10 protein-coding genes and 2 pseudogenes are annotated in these 21107 nt (G+C 46.5%); 1 reads left to right on the forward strand and 11 read right to left on the reverse strand.

The window, feature by feature from the left end:
• Positions 1-346: 346 nt before the first annotated feature.
• Positions 347-1870, reverse strand: coding sequence for a 2,3-bisphosphoglycerate-independent phosphoglycerate mutase (gene gpmI / locus ACU52_RS07755; protein WP_053398379.1), 1524 nt, complete (start codon positions 1868-1870; stop codon positions 347-349).
• Positions 1871-2397: 527 nt separating this feature from the next.
• On the opposite strand from gpmI, the pseudogene ACU52_RS07760 reads away from it, so the two are divergent.
• Positions 2398-3338, forward strand: a pseudogene (locus tag ACU52_RS07760) (glycoside hydrolase family 43 protein).
• Positions 3339-3572: 234 nt separating this feature from the next.
• Here the strand turns inward: ACU52_RS07760 and ACU52_RS07765 are convergent.
• The 10 genes and pseudogenes from ACU52_RS07765 to ACU52_RS07810 all read right to left on the reverse strand — a co-directional run bounded on the left by ACU52_RS07765 (position 3573) and on the right by ACU52_RS07810 (position 21100).
• Entirely contained in the window at positions 3573-6050 is a 2478-nt protein-coding gene (locus ACU52_RS07765) for a M6 family metalloprotease domain-containing protein (RefSeq protein WP_053398380.1), read from the reverse strand.
• A gap of 2 nt (positions 6051-6052) precedes the next feature.
• A complete protein-coding gene (locus tag ACU52_RS07770) occupies positions 6053-6340 on the reverse strand; it encodes a hypothetical protein (RefSeq protein WP_053398381.1) in 288 nt (95 codons plus the stop codon).
• Between the two features lie 68 nt (positions 6341-6408).
• Complete coding sequence (locus ACU52_RS07775; RefSeq protein ID WP_162207758.1) at positions 6409-7884, reverse strand: CARDB domain-containing protein; 1476 nt, start codon at positions 7882-7884, stop codon at positions 6409-6411.
• Between the two features lie 78 nt (positions 7885-7962).
• Positions 7963-12594 carry a DUF6383 domain-containing protein gene (locus ACU52_RS07780; RefSeq protein WP_162207759.1) on the reverse strand — a complete coding sequence of 1544 codons (4632 nt, stop codon included), beginning with the start codon at positions 12592-12594 and terminating at the stop codon, positions 7963-7965.
• 776 nt (positions 12595-13370) lie between these two features.
• Complete coding sequence (locus tag ACU52_RS07785) at positions 13371-14702, reverse strand: tetratricopeptide repeat protein (RefSeq protein ID WP_053398384.1); 1332 nt, start codon at positions 14700-14702, stop codon at positions 13371-13373.
• Positions 14684-14968 carry a tetratricopeptide repeat protein gene (locus ACU52_RS07790; RefSeq protein WP_147630813.1) on the reverse strand — a complete coding sequence of 95 codons (285 nt, stop codon included), beginning with the start codon at positions 14966-14968 and terminating at the stop codon, positions 14684-14686. Before ACU52_RS07790 ends, ACU52_RS07785 begins: the two co-directional genes overlap by 19 nt.
• Positions 14969-15558: 590 nt before the next feature.
• A pseudogene (locus ACU52_RS15830) lies at positions 15559-16900 on the reverse strand (FtsW/RodA/SpoVE family cell cycle protein).
• A gap of 107 nt (positions 16901-17007) precedes the next feature.
• The gene (gene murD, locus ACU52_RS07800; RefSeq protein WP_053398386.1) at positions 17008-18339 is read right to left on the reverse strand and encodes a UDP-N-acetylmuramoyl-L-alanine--D-glutamate ligase; all 1332 of its coding nucleotides are present in this window, start codon (positions 18337-18339) and stop codon (positions 17008-17010) included.
• A 10-nt stretch (positions 18340-18349) separates the two neighbouring features.
• A complete protein-coding gene (locus ACU52_RS07805; RefSeq protein WP_021855909.1) occupies positions 18350-19621 on the reverse strand; it encodes a phospho-N-acetylmuramoyl-pentapeptide-transferase in 1272 nt (423 codons plus the stop codon).
• 18 nt (positions 19622-19639) lie between these two features.
• The gene (locus ACU52_RS07810) at positions 19640-21100 is read right to left on the reverse strand and encodes a UDP-N-acetylmuramoyl-L-alanyl-D-glutamate--2,6-diaminopimelate ligase (protein WP_053398387.1); all 1461 of its coding nucleotides are present in this window, start codon (positions 21098-21100) and stop codon (positions 19640-19642) included.
• Positions 21101-21107: the final 7 nt, after the last annotated feature.

Genomic DNA, 21107 nt, shown 5'->3' on the forward strand with positions numbered 1-21107 from the left:
GATCTGTAATCCGAAGCTCCTACCTATTAATCAAAAATAGGAAGCAAGCGGATTGCAAATCACTAGTGTTCGAAAGATTAATTCTATTGATTGTCGGCTGCGCTCGGCATAATCAAATATAATTTGCTTCTGCTCTCGCTTGCACGACAATTGCAAATCAGCCGGCACATTAGTCTTGCTGCTACATATCCGACGGCAAGAGAAAAGCATTTGTCTTTTTTCGCTGCGCTTAAGGAAACTTCAGGTGCAAGTTGACGATGTCTGTATAAAAATAAAGGGACGGGCAAAAAATGCTCGTCCCTTTATTTCATTATATTTTCCTGCTGACTGTTCAGCCGGAATGTTATTACTTGTTGTCCTCGATAAGGTTTTCGCCTGTCATGTCAGACGGCTGCTCCAGACCCATGATGTGGAGGATTGAAGGAGCAACGTCGGCCAGACGGCCGTCCTTTACGGTTGCGCTGTTGTTGTCTGTAACGTAGATGAACGGAACTGGGTTCAGCGAGTGAGCTGTGTTAGGTGTGCCATCCTCGTTGATGGCGTTGTCGGCATTTCCGTGGTCAGCTATGATGATTGCCTCATATCCGTTGGCCTTGGCAGCCTCGATAACGTCCTTTACGCAGTTGTCTACGGCGTGAACAGCCTTGGCAATGGCGTAGTAAACGCCGGTGTGGCCTACCATGTCGCCGTTGGCAAAGTTGACAACGATGAAGTCATACTCCTGAGTGTTGATAGCACCTACCAGCTTGTCCTTAACCTCGTATGCGCTCATCTCAGGCTTCAGGTCGTATGTTGCAACCTTTGGAGAAGGAACCAGGATGCGGTCCTCGCCCTCGAATGCAGCCTCGCGTCCGCCGTTGAAGAAGAATGTTACGTGAGCATACTTCTCTGTCTCGGCTGTGTGCAGCTGTTTCTTGCCCTGCTTGCTCAGATATTCGCCCAGGGTGTCCTGTACGTTCTCTTTTGGGAAGAGGATGTGAACGCCCTCGAACGATGCGTCATACGGAGTCATGCAGTAATACTGCAGATCCTTTATCGTGTGCATGCCTTCCTCGGGCATATCCTGCTGTGTGAGCACCTGTGTAAGCTCCTTTGCGCGGTCGTTGCGGAAGTTGATGAAGATAACAACGTCGCCTTCCTGTATCGTGCCGTCAACACTGGCGTTGCTTATAGGCTTGATAAACTCGTCGGTAACGCCTTCAGCGTAGCTCTCTTCCATGGCCTTAACCATGTCTGTGGCCTTCTTGCCCTTACCTTCAACGATAAGGTCGTAAGCCTCCTTTACGCGGTTCCAGCGCTTGTCGCGGTCCATAGCGTAGAAGCGTCCTACGATGCTTGCTATGTGGGCGTCGTTCTTCTCGCACTGCTCTGTCAGCTCCTTGATGAAGCCGGCACCGCTCTTCGGGTCGGTGTCGCGTCCGTCCATGAAGCAATGAACGTATGTATTCTTCAGTCCGTATTCTTTTGATATCTCGATGAGCTTGAACAGGTGGTCGAGTGAAGAGTGCACTCCGCCGTTGCTGGTCAGACCCATCAGGTGCAGCTTCTTGCCGTTGTCGCGGGCATAGCTGTATGCGTTAACTATTTCGGGGTTGTTAAGTATTGAGCCGTCCTTGCATGCGCGGTTAATCTTAACCAAGTCTTGATAAACGATGCGTCCTGCACCGATGTTGAGGTGTCCCACCTCAGAGTTACCCATTTGTCCGTCAGGCAAACCTACATCCTCGCCTGAAGCCTGCAGCTGTGAGTGAGGGCTTACGGCGTAAAGATAATCCAAATAAGGCGTCGGTGTGTTGAAAATTACGTCTCCTGCGCCATGCTTTCCGATACCCCATCCGTCGAGTATCATCAATAATGCTTTTTTTGCCATAGTTTATATTATATAATGTAAGAATTCCGGCGCAAAGTTACTAAGTTTGTCGTTAACAGCAAAATGCGTAAAGAGGTTTTTTGAAAATTCACAATTTACAATTGGCAAATGCTGAATTTTGTTTCATAATTCACTGTGCGTAACTTTGTCCGTCCATCCTCATTACAATTACTGTATGTTTGTTGTCATACCGGTCCGTAAGGCAGTATCCGTACCAGTCATTTTATTATGTTTCAAATGTATGCCTTTTCTTGTCATGCGCGTATATTTTATTCTTTTATATGTCTGTCAGCAAAAACAAAATTTTATATTTGCATCTGGCAGACGTGCAGCGAGGCATGGGCGTGCCTGCCATGATGGAAGCAGATGCTGACAAGAAGAGATTAAAAAAACAAAAACATACAAATATTATGAAAACATTTTTAGCATTAATTACGGCATGTCTGATGGGCGCAACGTGTGCCTGTGCGCAAGACGTAGCCGGTTCGGAATGCTGTAGGCGTGGCACGAAGGACAACGTCCGGGTAGTGAGAACATTCACGAACACAGGCAATCCGCTTGTGAAAGACAAGTTTACGGCCGACCCTGCCCCTATGGTTCATGACGGCAGGCTGTATCTCTATGTAGGCCATGATGAGTATTACGACGGTCAGGACACGGCTTCAGGCGGAAAAGAGTTTAACATAACCGAGTGGCTCTGTTATTCTACTGCTGACATGCAGACATGGACAGACCATGGCGCTGTGCTCTGTCCTGCCGACTTCAGCTGGGCTGTAGGCGAGGCATGGGCGTCACAGGTTATAGAGAAAGACGGCAAGTTTTATTCTTTACCACGGTGCAGGCCGGTGCGCCATATACGGGCAAGGCTGTTGGAGTGGCTGTTGGCGACTCGCCTGTAGGTCCGTTCAAGGATGCGATAGGCAAGCCGCTGGTGTGCGACACGATGACGTCAAACGGCGAGCGCGGCTGGTGGAACGACATCGACCCAACGGTGCTTGTAGACGATAAGGGCCAGGCATGGCTCTGCTGGGGCAACGGCACGTGCTTCATGGCAAAGCTGAAGCCCGGCATGACAGAGCTTGACGGCGAAATACAGGTGATTGATCTTCCGAAATACATGGAAGGTCCGTGGCTGCACAAGCGCGGCGACATGTATTACTTGACCTACGCCTCTGACGGTGGCGGTAAGGAAGCCATTTCGTATGCCACGGCGCCTGATGTGGCCGGCCCTTGGACATATCGCGGCGAACTGACCGGTCCGGCAGAAAACAGCTACACCATACATCCCGGCATAATAGAGTTCAACGGCTGCTGGTATTTGTTCTATCACAATGCCGTACTGACATTAGACGGCCACCGCGGTGCCATAGGCCGCCGCAGCGTCTGTGTAGACGAGCTGCACTATAATTCCGACGGAACGATGAAGCATGTTGAACAGACAAAGACAGGTGTCTGCGCAGGTAGGTAGGGGGCTAATGTCACCCTTGGTGCCTTGTGGCGAACATATCAGTTTTATCAAATAATATGCTTTTGAGCGCCTGGACGCCAGCTTGACTTATGGTTATTATCAGGTCTTGTCCTGACAAATAATTCCAGCCGGTTATTAGAAATTGTAATAAAACAATAGCAAGCTCAAGAAATTCATTATTGATATTTCGAGGCTTGCTATTGTGTAAAAGAATGTATTGTATGGTTTTAAAATTTATGGTATAATCAACTTTCTTGCTTCAGCATATCCGTCGTCGTAAGTTATACGCTGTATGATAATGCCTTTGGCTGTTCCAGATATCTTCCTGCCTGACAGATCGTAGAATGATACGGATGCAATCTTTCTGGTGGCTGAAGATTCAAAATTTTTGATGCCGGTGCCTATTGTCGTGGTAACTTGTATATCTGCAGACGGCAGAGAACTCTTTAGCTCCTCTGCGGATAATGCCTGTACGTTGTAAATATAAGTACGGTTGGCGGTAAGCCCATCTACCATATAGCTGGTTCCGCTGATGCTGTCGACAGACCATTCCTGAGGACCTGCATTCCATACATTATCCTTTCCTATAGAATCTTTCAGTATGCGCAGGTCGTTGAAATATGCGCGTTCTTTGTTGGTCTCAATGACAAAGTAGGCTTTTTGCGGAACATTTTTGAAGTAAATGACAACCTCGCTTTCGGTTTTATTGGCCTTCAGACTATGCTTTTGTATAGTGGCCTGTGTGTCAGGATCGGTCAGGCTTATAGTGTAACTTACGGTTTTGCCCGGATACGACACGGCATTGAATGCCATCGTTGCGTAACCGTCACAGTCGGCAAACTCGAACACGGGAGATCTGAGCATACCATTTTGCCCATAGAAACCCACCTGCATATATCCGCCTGACTGGTAAATCTTTGATCCGTACCACCCTTGCTGGGCCATGTAGCTGTCAAGGTCTTCGCCTATGTCTGTTATGTCAGATTTTGGGTATTCGCCACTGGTCATAAGCGAGAAGTCTTCATCGGTGATGACAGGATTGATGGAGTCGGGCAGTATCTCGCGCAGGTTGAGTCTGTAGCTTTTAGCATCTTCAACTTCCTGCCAGTGTGCCACGAAGGACGATGATGTTATATCAGAGGCTTTTTCTGCAACAGGGCGTTTCAGACGGTCTTTCATGAACGAGAATGAAATCACGCCATTATTGTCGGTTATGTTAGTTACTCCTTTTTCAGTTGGCGTTCCATCCCATGACAGCGAACTTGGTGATGAGTAGTCTGTAAACATGTTATTTGTGGCAATGGGGTAGAGGTCGCTTTCCGTTGTGATACCCTGTGTTCCGTCCGCTTCAACAAGGTCATATCGCTGTATTGTTCCGCTGTTGACATAGTTGCCGTCCCATGCAGACTGGTCGTATGCAACATGGAAAATCATAAGTCCGCGTCCGGGAAGGTAAGCATCCCAGCCTTTTTGCTGTCTGTTCTCTAATGTGAAGAATTCGTTTTCGTCAGCCGTGCTTATCTTGTATGCCACGTTGTTTTGAGTAAGTTCGTCCAATGTTACAAGGTCTGCAGGAGTGTCGAGTTCAACGAAGTCGAGCCATCCTACGGTGAAACGTTCAAAAGCCGAATAGGCAGGGGGAGTGTGTGACTCATTGTTATAGTTGCCGGTGTCCATGACATCCCATACGCCGAGCTGTACCATCTGCTGGTTTCGTGTGTTATATGCGTCAGGAAGACCGAGTACGTGGCTGAATTCGTGGCAGAATGTGCCGATGCCTTCAAGCTGTGTTCCCGATACATATTTAAGTTCGCTTGAGCATGCATAACGTTGAACTTGCTTGCCGTTGACATTACAGCTTATGCCTAGTGATACAAGGTTTGAGGCATGTGGCCATATAGTATTGCTCGATGCTCCGTAGCTTTCTGCATATCCGGCATAAATAACATAGACAAAGTCGACAATGCCGTCGTCATTATAGTCGTATTTTGTGAAGTCAACTCCAAGTTCGTTGCTGGCATATTCACAGGCTTCTTTTACCATCAGTCCGGGTTTGGAGTCTTGTCCGTAGCTGTCGTTGGCACCATAGTACATCATGCTTTTCTTCAGCTTGATTGGTCCAAAGACGTCGAAATCAGGAGTAAACTTGCCCATCGATTGTGATATGAAGTAGTCGCGTGCGCTTCCTGTAGCCCCGTTGAGGCTGAAGCCTTCCTCGTTCATTACAGAATGGAACAGTTTGCTGTCATGTCCCTCCTGCATAGAGTTGTCGGCAAATTCAACAAGCAGAATCACTCCTTTAAGATTGCCGGTTGTCGGGAATGTCGGTCCTGGCAGTCTCTGCATGGGCGCTTTACGCATTACGTTCTCATTGTAAGCCTTGTTGAAGTCTGCTGTGCCTATGGCTTTCAGCCGCTCTACCTCTGCAGCCTGTCGCATGTCAGGATTATGTGCTATCATGCCCATAACGGGTGTGCCGTCTTCAGATATTGACTCTACATAACGCATTGCGCCATTGGCATCAGCCTTTATCATGTGGCCGTCTGTTGTTGTGAATGCATGGAAACGTTCGTCACCGACAATGCGGTATGTAAGCACGCTTCCGTCCGGTTGTGTTATTTTCAGCAGTCCGGGATAGGCTGGTACGGCGTTTGCTGTTGCCACGGCAAACAGAAATGATGCGATGGCTATAAAAATATTTGGTATTTTCATATTCAATATATTAATTTTGTTGTGTAAATAGCCTGTCTGTCGTTGTATACCTTTACTATGCATAGTCCTTTGCCTGACAAACTTATGCGTGCAGAGCCATTGACTAGTGCTTTTGACATGAGACACATGCCGGATGCATTATATATACATACCTTCATGTCCTTGCTTTCAGCATTGCCGGCAATAATCTCTATGGTGTTGCCGATGCGTGATATGCCGATAACGTGGTTTGTACCGGTGGTGACAGATATGCCGTCAGTATCATCAGAAGCAATAGGAACGATGCTCATGGCGTTTTGTATGTAACCTGAGGCTCTGTCAATAATCTGGCCTATGACATGTATGTTCTTCTTGTTTTTTACTGTGGGGGGACGGGTATTGTGCTTGTTGTTTCATATTCTTTACCGGCTTCCATGTCTTCAGAACTGCATGGGTCGCCTGAATAGCAGCTGTAAATGGCACGTGCCAGGTCGTTGAAACATACGTCCGTGGTTATTGCCTCCTTGTTCTCCCATCCGGCCATCTCTCCGTTTTTTCCGTCGGCATAATAGTTGGTCTGCGGATATCCGGTGACGGAGTCTTCTGTTATTGTGTAGGCGATATTGTACTGCGGTGATTTGATGTCGATGTCAGAATAGTAAACAGAGTGTAGGGTTATGGCTGTGCTGTCCTCATTCCATTCGCCAGTCAGGTTATATGCTATCTGGCTGTCCGACGAAGTCTCCATGTTGAAAAGATTCTGTATGTCATAATAAGGGTCGCCAGACAATTTGCGGTTTAGACTGCATGATGGCGCACCTGTACAAGAACTGATGAATGGCTTGTAGCTGTATTCTTGCTTCTCGTCAATCTCTAAAGGGTCTCCTCCGTGTACGCTGACTGCAATGAATTGCTCGGGATATTTTTCCTTCATCATTTCCAGGCCAACCAGACCTCTAGGACACCATCCGCACCATGTACCTGTATATTCCTCGCATACCACACGCTTCATGAATGCCTTGTCGCGTACCGTAAGTATCGCAGTGGCTGTGTTGTTCGCAGAATAGGCATCCGCCTGTCCGTTCACTTTGTCAATGGTGATACGGATGTCGTGTGTACCCGGAATATTGGCCGGAACCTCGAACGATATAGTGTCACTTTCGTTTGTTGACAAACTTTTGTTTACGGTGATGGTTTCAGGTTCTCCGTCATAGCTGCATATTGCTGTGTATGAGTTGATGTCATTAGCTCCAACGTTGCGCACCGCCACGCTGAATGTAGCGGTTGAGGCGCCGTAGGAGGCTGTCTGGTCGCTCATCTTTCCAATGAGCATTTCGTTTTGCGGCATGCCTTCGCCTTCAACAACTGCCTGTATGCATATAGATCCGCCGGTTGTCGTCCATTTGTTCTTGCTGTTATAATAAACAACGTCGGCATCAGTATGCTTTTCTGAGCTGTATCCCACACCTTCTGATTTGGCAAAAGATGCTTTATATCCGATGGCAATGTCGTCTGTTCCGTTGATTGCAAACGGAGTGTCAAGTGTAATTTCATTCCAACCGGCCTTCAGGTTGTCGAGCTTTTGCCTGTATATGTATGTATTTTCTTGTGGCTTCTGCTTGATATAGAGATATACGTTTGTACCTTCAGAGCACACGCCTATGCGTATTTTGGTTATACTGTTGCCTTTGTATGGGCTTACAAATGTGGCCGGAAACGTTACGTAAGGCGTTACCACGGCTGAGGCATTACCCCATCCGTTGTCAATCTCCGGGCCATAGCGCATAACCACCTGACCATATGTGCTGCAGACAGCCAGCATGGCTAATAACGAAGTAATAATGTTTCTGATCATAGACATCTTTTTAAGATTCAACAAAACAAGGACAGCCTCCGTATGAAACGGAAGTTGTCCTTGATGATAATGGCTATGTTATTTTACGACAATCTTGAATGTCTTGTTGCCGACTTTAACAAGGTAAATACCCTGCTGTATGCTGACGGTAGTGCTGTCCTCAGCCTTGCAGCTGAGCATCTGGAGTCCGGCAAGTGTATAGATGTTTACAGTGTTGCCTTTAGCTCCGTTGATGACGATGGCATTGTCGATAGCATATACCTTTATGCCCTGTTCGGCAGTAGAAGCATCGATGCCGCTGCCAATGCTGCTCTCATAGCTGTTAGAATAGTTAGACTCACCTTCTTTCCATACGGCTGTAACATTGTAGACATGAGTGCCTTCGCCAGGATTGCTGTCGGTGTAAGTCTGTCCTGTAACATTGCTTGCTATCAGCTTGTTGTCGCGGTATACATTATATCCCGTGAGAGTTATTTCTGATGTAGAACCATAGAGCGGAGTGTATGTGATGTCGTCAAGCAGTGCCACGGTGTAAGAACCCTTGCTGCAGCTGCGGATGGCGAAGTATTTTGCATCTGCCGGTAATGTGTATTCGAACAATACCCAGTCTGTTCCTGAAACGATAGAGTCGCGGTCGAATGCTATGAAGTTTTCAGGCTCCTGGTCTGTTGTTGAGTACATCATCTCGAATACCTGAGGATCAGAACCTTCGTTGGGCATCTTATAGTAGAACGACACGTCTGTTCCGCCTATGATATCTGAAGAAATCAACCAGTCGTCGTTCGGCAATGTTGTCGAAACTCCGTCTGATGCAGCCCAGCAAGTGAGATACTTGTCACCAGAGTGAGGAGTGAGAACCTCAAACTTGTCGAGCGTGAATCCTGCCTCAACAGGAGCCCATACCTGCCATGCCTTAGCCTCGAATGCGTGTGATATGGTCGGACCTCCGAAGTATACAGTAGGTGTTCCGTCGCCGTCGTATGTCTTCCAGTCACCTATTCCTTCAATGATGAATGACTCGTATCCTTCAAAGTCGTCAGTTACGTTGTCTGCAATTTCTGATTTTGCTGGTTTCTCCCAGTTAAGGGTTACGCTGTTTCCGCTTGTAGAACCTGTAAGATTCTCTGCTACCGGCAGGTTAGAGCCGTGAACATACAGGCGTACTGTAGATGTAGAATCATTGTCTGTGTATGTGTCAGGTTCATATTCAATGGCTGCACGGTATATGTATGTCTTTGTAGCCTCGGCCTTTGTGGTATTTATTTCGAATGCCACTTGTGCCATGGCGTTCTGAGTTATAGTTTCGCCCTGTTTTGTATCTATAACTTCGTTGTCACGCAGCAATACAACTTTGTATCCTTCAGCTTTGTTTGTGCCGTAGTTTGCTACGCCCACATTGACAGTTGTGCTTTCTCCAGCCTCAATCCTCTTTTCGTCTATTGATATCGACGTTAATGCAAGGTCGTTTTCTGTGCTTTCGTCAATGCTGATGGCGTCTACATAGATAGAGGCACTCGCGTCAGCTGCATTGGCACCGAAAGCAATCTGGATGTTGTCGGCGTCAGTGCGAAGAGGAACAGAATAGCGTACCCATCCTGTTGCGCCATTGTTATAAGCCACGTTTGCAGAGTTCTCCCAACCCTCGTCATCATAGTTTGTATATACCTTGAGTGTAAGGTCTTCAGGCTCAGCCTCAAATCCGTGATACATAAAGAATGACAGTTCGGGACTTTCTGAACCATTAAGAGAAATACGCGGACCTGTAATCACCTGGTCGTTAGAATCTTCTGCGACGTATGAGAACTGAAGCATACCTTCGTCTCCGTCGTAAGGTTTAACTGCGATGCCTGAGCCAGTGCTCATATTCCATGCATAATTATATGATGTTGCATAGAGTGTCCACGGATCCTTGCTTGCAAATCCGTATGCAAAAGATTCATCGTAAGGACGTTCGTAAGGTTCACCGAGCACGATGCCGACTCCTGTGCCTTCTGATGTTCCGGCGCTGTTTACTGCAACGAGCAGGTAGTCAACATACTGCTGCTGTGCACCATACAACGGTGAGAATGTCTCGTCTGTAACTGTCAGGTCAGATGTATAGTCTGTAACAGGTTCCCATGGGTTTGTCCAGTTGTATTCATTATAGCGGCATAATACATATTGTACGTCGTCAGGATTTACGTAGCCTCCGTGGAGTCCTTCTTCTGTAACCTTGTCCCATGTCAGAACGGCCTTGTTGTTCTCGTTCATCTTGACTTTAAGGTTGGCTACATTAGCAGGCATGTCGAGTCCTACCCAGTTGGTTATGACAGCCTCTTTGCCCTGGCCTAATGTGTTGAACGGAACGATGCGGTATGTTACGTTGCCTTGCTCAACATCAGTGTCTGTCCAGGTGAGACTCTCGCCTGCCTTAGGTGCTTCAAACACGTGTGCCGGCTTGCTGCTGCCGTTGCGGTATACGTTGATATAGGCTATGTCGCTGAGTGTTTCGCCTTTGTATGTCTTGGTAGGAGCAACGAATGTCAGAGTGTTGTTCAGGGCACCCTTTTCTCCTGCGGTAACTTTTACATCTGTAACGCAGTCTGGACCTTCGAATGTAGAGTAAACGTCGAGCGAGATGTTGTCCATGCTGATGTTTACGCTTTGTGCGGGAGAGTCACCGTGGAACAGCAGGTTATAGAGTCCGTCTTCAGGTACGTTGAACATTATCTCGTATTTATTCTTGTCGTACATGATGTCGAGCGATGCTATTTCTTTTTCATCTCCTGTCACTTCCTGCTTGTTGCCCAAAAGTATTGTCATATGCTCCATTGTCAGCCATTGGTCATATGTTTCGAAAGTGAGTCTGTAATCTGTGTTCTTCTTCAGACTGATAGAAGGAGAAATAAGGTAGTCGTCATTTCCGTTGCCTTCATATATGCCAGTATCAACATCTGCTGTGCCGTTGCCCTGCAGGTATGCATATCCGCTTTCTACGCCAGAGGGGAACATGAACGACCATGTATGTGTGTCGTTGTTGGCATCGATGACCTTGAATGAGTCGAAGTCTGCCTGTGTGTCAAATGTTTCTATGTATGGCGTGAACCATGTTGAACCGGCTGTCACCTTGTTAGATGTGGCTGTCTCTCCTTCACGGTTGTCTGAGCAGGCTGTTACTGTGTAGTAGTAGCGGGCATGTGCCTCAGGTACGCTTTCGCTGAACGTTGTTTCTTTCAGGCCTTCGGCAACAACAGTCTCGTCAGGATAGCGTACAACTTTGTAGTTTATAGAGTTGTCGTCTACTGGACCGCCGTTTACAGATGTCGTCGGTGCGTTCCATGTCAGAACAACTGTTTTTCCGTCATCTATTGAAAGCGAAAGATTGGTTACGGCACTCGGTACATCCTGACCTACGAATGTCTGTAAGCGGCGTTCGGGTGAGTCGCCGGCTGCATTTGACAATATGATACTTACGGTATGTTTCCCTTCGGAAAGATTCAGGTCGATAGTTGCATTGCCTCCAGCATTCACTTTGGTTTCTGTCGCATCGCTTCCGTCAACAGATATCTTGGCGGTCAGTTCTCCTGATAGCGTTTCGTCTGATGTGTATGTCTTTGTAGGTGCTGTGAAGTACAGTTTTCCGTCTGCATAGCTTATCTTTGTTGGAGCGCCAGGTGCTTTGGCTTCAATATACGGTATGTATAGTCCTAGGAAATGCTCGTCTCCAGGCAGGTCTGCGATTTTTGTAGTGTGTGCCGTATTTAGGTCTATAGTGTAAAGTGCAGACTCTTTGCTGTTGTTGTTTACTCCGACCCAATAGACTTTTCCTGTTGCAGGGTCACACACGGCAGACATCTGGTCGGCTGTCAGTGCATGTGGAACATCCAGTTCACCGACTTCTGTTGGTGTACCGTTCTCCTTATTGATCTTATACAGTTTCTTGTCGTTGAACGCTATTCCGTACAGCTGTCCTGCATTGTCGACAAAAAGAGTTTGGATAAACAGGTTGACTTGTCCTATGTTCTTTGTCTCCATGGTGTTCAGGTCGATGGAGATGAGCGGTTTGCCGTCGCCCCACGACATGGTGTATGCTTTATCCGTTGTAGGATCATAGACACCAATCTGTCTTAGATACATCTCCATGGTAGGATCTTTTTCTGCCAACATTTTTGTGCCTAATTCTTGCCATGTCTCTGCATCGTATGTAGTAATGGATGTATTGGTCAGTCCATCTTCATCCATGGCGCTGTTCAGAGCATAGAATTTGCCCTTGGCATAAAATGCTGCCATAGGTCTTGGTATCTCTATAGAAGATTCGTCTGTATAGTTTATGACAGGTGCTGCCTGAAAAGAGTATACTTTGCTTGCTAATGGAGATAACGTTTGCCAAGTTCCGTCTGAATAATTCAGACCATAGAGAATAAGACTGTCTGCCACGTTGGCCTGAGCTGCAATACGTTCTGTCTTGTTCTCTTTTGCTTGGGCTTTATTAATAGATGTAGTGATATTTCTGGCATTTTTTAGATGGTTGTAGACATCATTTGGTGCCACGTTGAATTTGTTTGAAGGATTTAGCTTGAATGTTGTGCTTCCCCTTTTTGCCTTACTTACTTGCACCTTTTCTGAGGTTGGTGCTACTTGTTTTTGCATAGTCTTGTTAAGCGACTGCGCCATTGTCGGGCTTGCCGTCAGCGAACTAAGCAACATTAATTGTATTAGTTTCACATTCATAAGCATTACCATTTTATGGGTTAATATTCGTGATGCATCATACTGCAAAAATACAAATTCATATATTAGAAAGGGCTTTTTGTGAAGGTGACAAAAGGGTGACAAATATGTTAAAACGTTGCATTTTATGATATTTAGGCCTAATTCTGTTCTTTTTTTATAGTTTAAGGTCTTTGCTGGTGAAGTTTTGTTATTAAATCACTGTGATGTCATTGTTTTGTTTTGTAGCATTATTGTAAGTTCATAAGTTTGTTTCATTCTCTTTTTTGTGAGTAATTTGTGATGTCTTTCTCTTATAAATTATGTAGATAATAAGAATACTGATATATCTTTTTATTTTGTATGTGCTGGTTCTTTGTCCGTTTCTTGCAAGACCATAAGGTCATGGCAGCAAAGAAACTTGAGAAATGACTTTTGCAGAGTGTCGTTAAGCGAACAACGGCATGAATGAAAAGGTTGAAATGGCTGTAATGTGGATTAATTACTTATTAATATTATGTTTTATAAAATATCCTTATTGTTTGCGTATAATAAATAGGCCACTTTTCATGCAAAAGTGGCCCGTTTACGACACGTAAACGGGCCACTAACAGTCTGGAACTGAAATTGATGTTTATCTTAATAATTGACTCTGCTATGACATAGAAATATTTAGAATGTAGTTGAAATATGTCTAAAATGTTACTGTTTTTTTAGACCTTGTATGTGCAGACATGTCCTGACGATAAATCATGTCATAAGATATTGTCACTGAACATATTCCTTGCTATGAAATTTTACATTTTGATGATATAGTTATATAATTCTGCAGAACTCTCAATTCCAAGTTTTTTGCTTATTCTTATCTTTCTGCGTTTGCATGATTCTGGATTGATATTTGTCAGTGACGCTATGTCTTTTGTAGACATGTTCATGCGTATGTATGACAGAAAGCGTATGTCTGATGATGACAGGTCTGGATGCATCTCCTTGAGTGTCCGTATAAAGTCTGGATTTGCAGATTCAAAGTTTATGATAAAGTTATCCCGCTCGTTGCTTGTCTTGAGCAGCTGTTTAAGGTGTTGCACTAGTGTCTGAACGCCGGTTATGCCTTGCACCTCCTTTATGTCGGTGAGATGTTTGAGAAGATCTCCTATGAGCTCATTGCGTGATGATATGAACATATTGGTTATAGACAGTTCCTTTTGTTTTTGTTCCAAAGAATGTTTCATTATCTCCTGACGATAGTGTGCTTCCATTTCTACCGATTTTGCCTGTTCCTCAGCCAGTCTCTTTTCATGTTGCTCTTTTTCCAGCTGTAGTTCCATCATTTTATGTTGATTTCTGCTTTTTATACGTTGGTTGCGCATCATTATTACGGCTATTGTTATAAGCAGTACAAGTATGCACATCACAAGTATTAATGTATAATGGCGTTGTTGCATGCGGGCAAGTTGTTTGTCCATGTCTGCCTTAAATTTCATTATCTCAATTTTAATCTTGCTGTTTTCTGTAAGCTGACGGTTAGTCACAGTTGTTATGGAGTCGTTATAGACTATTACTGAGTCCATGTAGTTTAATGCATGCCTGTAGTTGCCAGTTGCTTTATATAATTTTGCAACAGACTCAAATAAATATGGCTTGTTCTTTAGTCCAGTCTGGTCTTCAGCCTGTTTAATGCAGTTGTATGCTTTTAAGTATTCTTTCCGTTCGGTGTATATGTTTATAAGGTATATAAGAACAATACTTTTATTATCTTTGTCTGCATATTTATCGTTGAGCAGCTCTTCGGCAATGTTGATAACGTTATCATATTTTTTCTGCAAGAACATAGTTTCTGCCTCCACAGCTAATGACCTTGATCTTTTTTTGTAGTTTCTTTTTTCATACGTCTGTGCTTCTTTTATATATTTTATTGCCTCATTGAATTTTTTCTCCTTGTTGGCTATAAGTGCCATGTCCAAAGCGCAGGTATATGACAGGGAAGAGTCTTTATTGCTTGTAGCCGTAGTGTAGCATTTATATGCTATTTCTCTTGCCTTTTTATAATTTCTTTCTTCAAAATATACGCCTGCTATACCATTGAGGATGTTTGCTTCTTTGTGCCAGTCTAATTTGTTTTTTTGCATATACTGTAAGCCTCGTAAAAGTTTTTCAGTGCTTCTCCATTTTCTGAGATAACAAAATAGCAGACACCGATGTTGTATGTTGAGAGGCATATGTCTTGTGGACTATTTGCCTTTGTTGACAGTTCTTTAGCTTTCATGAAGAGTTTTATGGCTTTTGCTGCATCGCCAGAATTGTATGCCTCTTCTCCTGATTTTATAGTTTGATCGATTTTTTTATCAATGCTTTTTTGTGCGTATAGAATACTACTGTATGGTATTATTGCCATAAGCATAATGAAGCATTGCATGATTATGTGGTTTCTTTTTTGGAATAGCATGATTTTATGGTTAATATCGAGTTATGAAAGCATCGTAAGACTTGCTGATTTGTCTCTGGTAGCCAAGGCTTGTAAATTATATTAAGAATTACAGAGTGTAAAGGTACGGCTTTTTGTTTATTTTACCAAATTTTGATAAAGATTTAATGTTTGATGCTTTGTTTCCCTTATAGGTCTGTATTTTTCGGATTGACTATATTATTGGCTTACTGGGTTCTTATATGATATAATGTTTTAAGCCTCATTCTGACATTAAAATTCAGTCTATATTTTGTTTTATATTGAGTTGGGTTCAGTTTGATTCATCGTAAGTGTAGTGTGCTATTCAAGTAAAAACTGATGAAAATATACCAGTAAAAAACAAAAAGGTGCCTGAAAGAATGAATACATACTAGAGATAAAAATATATTTGATTTAATGCTATACAGGGGGGATTATATATTTTGCGTAACTATAAAATATTAAATCCGAATGTCTTTTTTACACAAAAGACATTCGGATTTAGTTATTTGTTTTTTCTGTCAGGCCTAGCGGCAGGCTTATCCTATCTTGGCGAGAGGCACGGCTGATGCTGATGTTGTTGAAGTTATTTTCTTGTCCGTTGCAGCTGGCTTTATTTTGTCAGCTTTAGTCTCGTCCATGTCGCCGTCCTCGTCTTTCTTCTTGGCCGAGTAGCTTACGCTCAAGATGATTCCTATGTAGACACAGTTTACTATGGTTGACGTTCCTCCCTTGCTTATCAGCGGCAACGGCTGTCCGGTGACGGGAACAAGGCCGACGGCCACAGCCATGTTGAACATGGCCTGGATGACGAGCAGCAGGGCAAAGCCCATGATGAGAAGCGCCGGAAACGTGTTGACACAGCGGTTGGCTATGGTTGCCGTGCGGAAGAGCAGTATGATGTACAGCAGGCATACGAAGGCTGCGCCGGCTATGCCCATCTCTTCGATGATGATGGCGTAGATGAAGTCAGAGAATGCCTGCGACAGGAAGTCGCGCTCTACGGAGTTGCCAGGGCCTTTGCCTACTACGTTTGACGAGGCAATGGCTATGTTGGCGTGTGCTGTCTGGCCGTCCTTGTCAAGGTCTACTTCTTCAGGAGCTATCTCCTTGTTGTCGAGGAACTTGTCTATACGTGCCTTCCATGTGTCGAAACGGTGGAAAACTTTTTCTACTACAGTTTCGCTTTTTTCTCCACCTGTTCGGTCATGGCCATCTTCTGTCCGTCGGCATTTTCTTTTCCTTATCGTGTCCGAGTATCATTACCATAGACACGATGAAGATCAGACAGAGCATCACTATACCCAGCAGCCTGCCAAGCTGAGCCTTTGGCACCTTGCCGATGAACATGAGCAGGAACACCACCGTGCAGAGCAGCACGGCCGTTGAGAGGTTCTCTACCATGATGAGAGGAACGATGAAGGCGCATACGATGCAGATGTATTTAAAAGCACGCTTGTCGGCTCCGGTGGGGGTCTGCATGGCGCTGAGTATCTGTGCCGTTGCAAGTATTATGGCGCCTTTGGCAAGCTCTGACGGCTGAAACTGTATGCCCATAACCGACAGCCAGCGCTGCGAGCCGTTGGTGCTCTCGCCGAAGCACAATACGGCTATAAGGCCGATGAACGAGATAATCAGGGCCCCAGGCGTAACCATCTTGAAGTATTTGCACTTTACGTTCATGGTGGCTATCATGGCCATGACGCCGACGACGAGCAGCATAACGTGCTTCAGTACGGGTCCGAGATAGTTGCCGCTCTTGAAAGAGAGGTTGCTCGATGCGCTGAACACTTCGATGATGCTGATGATGCAGAGGAAGAAGAACACTGTCCATATCACTCTGTCACCCTTAAATTTGCCGGTTGCGGCTTTTTCTTCCATGTTTGTCTGTTGATATTATTGTTTGCTATTGTTGATGAAGAGGCTGTCCGTCAGTGCTTGGCGTGAGGCGGTGCTGTGACGGACGGCCTTGATGTAGCGGCGATGTGTCAGAGAGCTCTTACGAGTGTCTTAAACTGTTCGCCGCGGTCTTCCATGTTCTTAAATAGGTCGAAGCTGGCGCAGCAGGGACTAAGCAGCACTGTCTGTCCGGGCTTTGCCATCTCATAGCATGCGTTTACGCAGTCGCGCATTGAGTGGGTGTCGCGAACGGGTATGCCCATGCCGTCGAAGAAGTTGTGAAGTTTGGTGTTGTCGGCACCGAGATAAACCAGTCCGGCACACTTTTCCTTCACAAGGTCTTTTATTGCGTTATAGTCGTTGCCCTTGTCTTTTCCGCCGAGAATAAGTATTACGGGAGTCTTCATGCTTTCGAGCGCATACCAGCATGCGTCCACATTGGTGGCCTTAGAGTCGTTTACGTAAAGCACGCCTGCCACTGTAGTTACCTTTTCGAGGCGATGCTCAACGCCGGGGAAGTCGCTGAGGCTCTTGCGTATAAATTCTTTCTTTATTCCAGCCACGTTAGAGGCAATGCCCGCTGCCAGAGAGTTGTATATGTTGTGCTTGCCTGTAAGGCTCAGGGCCTCCTGCTCCATGTTGAAGGGTGTGGGCTTCTCTATCTTGTACATGCCTTCCTCGATGTATCCGATAGATCCTTTCTCCTTCAGTTCCGAGAACGGATAGCGTATGGCCTTTATGTCATATTTCTCGAGCTCGCGGCTTACTATCGGGTCGTCGTTCCAGTAAATGAACGAGTCTTCGTCTGTCTGGTTCTGCAAGATGCGCATCTTGGCGTCTACATAGTTTTGCATGCAGTTGTCGTAGCGGTCGAGATGGTCGGGCGTGATGTTCAGCAGGATGGCTATGTTGGCGCGGAAGTCGTACATGTTGTCGAGCTGGAATGAACTGAGCTCGATGACGTAATAGTCGTGCGGCGTCTCGGCCACCTGCAGTGCGAGGCTGTTGCCTATGTTTCCGGCCAGGCCCACGTCGTAGCCTGCGCTCTTGAAGATATGATATATCAGTGATGTAGTGGTTGTCTTGCCGTTGCTTCCCGTTATGCAGATCATCTTTGAGTCGGTGTAGCGGCCAGCAAACTCAATCTCGCTGATGAGGTGGATGCCCTTAGCCACGCATTTCTTTATCATCGGGGCGTCTGAAGGGATGCCCGGACTCTTGATAATCTCGTCGGCGTTCAGGATGAGTTCCTCCGTGTGGTGTCCCTCTTCCCATTCTATGCCGTGGCTGTTGAGCATGTCCTTGTATTTGTCCTTGATGGACGACATGTCAGAAACGAAGACGTCGAAGCCTTCTTTCTTTGCCAGTACGGCGGCTCCGGCACCGCTCTCACCGGCTCCTAATATAACGATTCTTTTCATACTCGTCTGTTTATCTTATTTTCAGTGTAATGATTGTGAGTGCCGCAAGGATGATGGTGACAATCCAGAAGCGTATGGTTATCTTCGATTCATGCACCGCTCCTTTGGGCTTTTTGAATAGATACTTAATCTCCGGGTCGAGCTGTTCCTGCTGCGTGCGGAAGGTGTCGTGCAGCGGCGCGCGCTTGAACATGCGCTGCTTAACGCCTTTGCGGGTGCCCATCTTGGCATACCACACCTGCATTATCACGCTGAGGCTTTCGACGAAGAAGATTCCACAGAGTATAGGCAGCATCAGCTCCTTGTGTATGATGATGGCACACACGGCAATGATACCGCCGATGGTCAGCGAACCGGTGTCGCCCATGAATATCTGCGCCGGATAGGCGTTGTACCACAGGAAACCGATAAGCGCACCGATGAAGGCACATAGGAACACCACAAGTTCCTGTGAGCCCGGGATGTACATGATGTTGAGGTAAGCGGCATATTCGATGTGACTGCTCACATAGGCAAATATGCCCAGCACCACGCCTATTATGGCCGAGTTGCCGGCACACATGCCGTCCATTCCGTCGTTGAGGTTGGCACCGTTTGACACGGCTGTTACAACGAATATGGTCATCACCACGAACAGTATCCATCCTGCAGCAGTCTTGTACTTGCCGCAGAAGCTCATGATGTTGGCGTAGTCGAGGTTATGCCCTTTGACGAAGGGTATTGTTGTCTTCAGCGACTTGGTGGCCTCGGGCCTGTGCTTCACTACGACTTCCTTGCCATCCTGCTTCTCGATGGCCAGGTTCTCGTTTATCTTGGCGTCAGGACTGAACCACAGCACCAGGCCCACGATGAGGCCGATGCTTATCTGTCCGATAATCTTGAAGCGTCCGGGCAGTCCTTCCTTGTTGTGGCGGAATATTTTGATGTAGTCGTCGAGACCGCCGAGGAATCCGAGCCACAGCGTGGTTATTATCATCAGGATGATGTAGATGTTGCGCATGCGGCCTAGCAGCAGCACGGGCACGAGGATGGCCACGATGATGATGATACCGCCCATAGACGGCACACCTATCTTCTTTACGCCGAAGGGGTCTATCTTGGCGTCGCGCTGGGTTTCGGTTATCTGCTTGCTCTTCAGATACTTGATAAACTTTTCGCCGAACCATGCTGATATTACCAGCGCAAGGATGAGCGCCAGCAGCGCGCGGAACGAGATGTAGCCCCACACGTGAGCTCCCGGAATGCCAAACTGCTCAAGGAAACGGAATAAATAGTATAACATTATCTTTAAGTTTGGGGGTTATGCTTTCTGATTTTCAAATATGTCTCGGATTATCTCCTTGTCGTCGAAGTGATGTTTCACACCTTTAATCTCCTGATAGTCCTCATGTCCCTTGCCGGCAACGAGTATCACGTCGCCTTTCTGCGCCAGCATGCAGGCCGTGCGTATGGCCTCCTTGCGGTCTACGATGCTCACCACTTTGGTCATCTGCTGCGGAGTAAGTCCGGCCAGCATGTCGTTGATGATGTCCTGCGGGTCCTCAAAGCGCGGATTGTCGCTTGTTATGATAACCTTGTCGCTCTGCTTTACGGCCTCCTGAGCCATAATCGGGCGCTTGCCCTTGTCGCGGTTGCCGCCGGCTCCGCACACGGTTATCACGTGTCCCTTGCCGTTGAGCACCTCGTGTATTGCCTTTAATACATTCTCAAGGGCGTCGGGTGTGTGGGCATAGTCTACTATTGCTGTATATCCCAGAGGTGAGTGAACCGGATCGAGACGGCCGCTGACGCTCTTCAGCGTGCTCATGGCTATGAGTATGTTCTCCGGACTCTGTCCGAGCATTACGGCTGCACCGTAAACGGCGAGCAGGTTGCTGACGTTGAACTTGCCGATAAACTGCACTCCAACCTCGCGTCCGTCAATCTCGAGATACATTCCGCCGAAGTGACATTCAAGTATCTTAGCCTTAAAGTCGGCCATGCTTCTGACAGAATATGTCTTAACCTTAGCCTTGGTGTTCTGCACCATCACCATGCCGTTCTTGTCGTCGGCGTTGGTTATGGCGAAAGCAGTCTTTGGCAGACCGTCGAAGAAGGCCTTCTTAGCGTCGCGGTAGTTCTCGAAAGTCTTGTGATAGTCGAGATGGTCGCGTGTAAGGTTGGTGAATATACCGCCTGTGAAGTTGAGTCCGCCTATGCGCTTCTGGGCTATTGCGTGAGAGCTGCACTCCATGAAGGCATACTCGCATCCTGCATCAACCATACGGCTGAGCAGCGCGTTGAGCTCGATAGGGTCGGGGGTGGTGTGGTCGGCAGGAATCTTCTCTTCCTCGATATAGTTGCACACCGTAGACAGCAGTCCGCACTTGTAGCCAAGCTTGCGGAACATGTTGTAGAGCAGGGTGGCAATGGTTGTCTTGCCGTTGGTGCCGGTAACGCCCACCAGCTTGAGCTTTCTCGACGGGTCGCCGTAGAATTGTGTGGCAACCTTTCCGACGGTGTCTTCAGTAGAACTTACCTGAACGTAGGTTACGCCTTCGGCAACCTCTGCCGGCATGTCCTCGCAGAGTATTGCGGCTGCTCCCTGAGCCACGGCTTTGCCGATGAATGTATGGCCGTCTACCTGTGTGCCCTTCATGGCTACGAATAGATGGCCTTCGGCTACGCGGCGCGAGTCGATGTCCACGCCTTTTATTTCTATGTCTGTGCTTCCGGTTATGTTAACCGTGTCAATGTTCTTTATCAGTTCACTTAGTGTCATATCTTTA

Source organism: Xylanibacter rarus (genome assembly GCF_001275135.1).
In the GTDB taxonomy this organism is placed as follows: domain Bacteria; phylum Bacteroidota; class Bacteroidia; order Bacteroidales; family Bacteroidaceae; genus Prevotella; species Prevotella rara.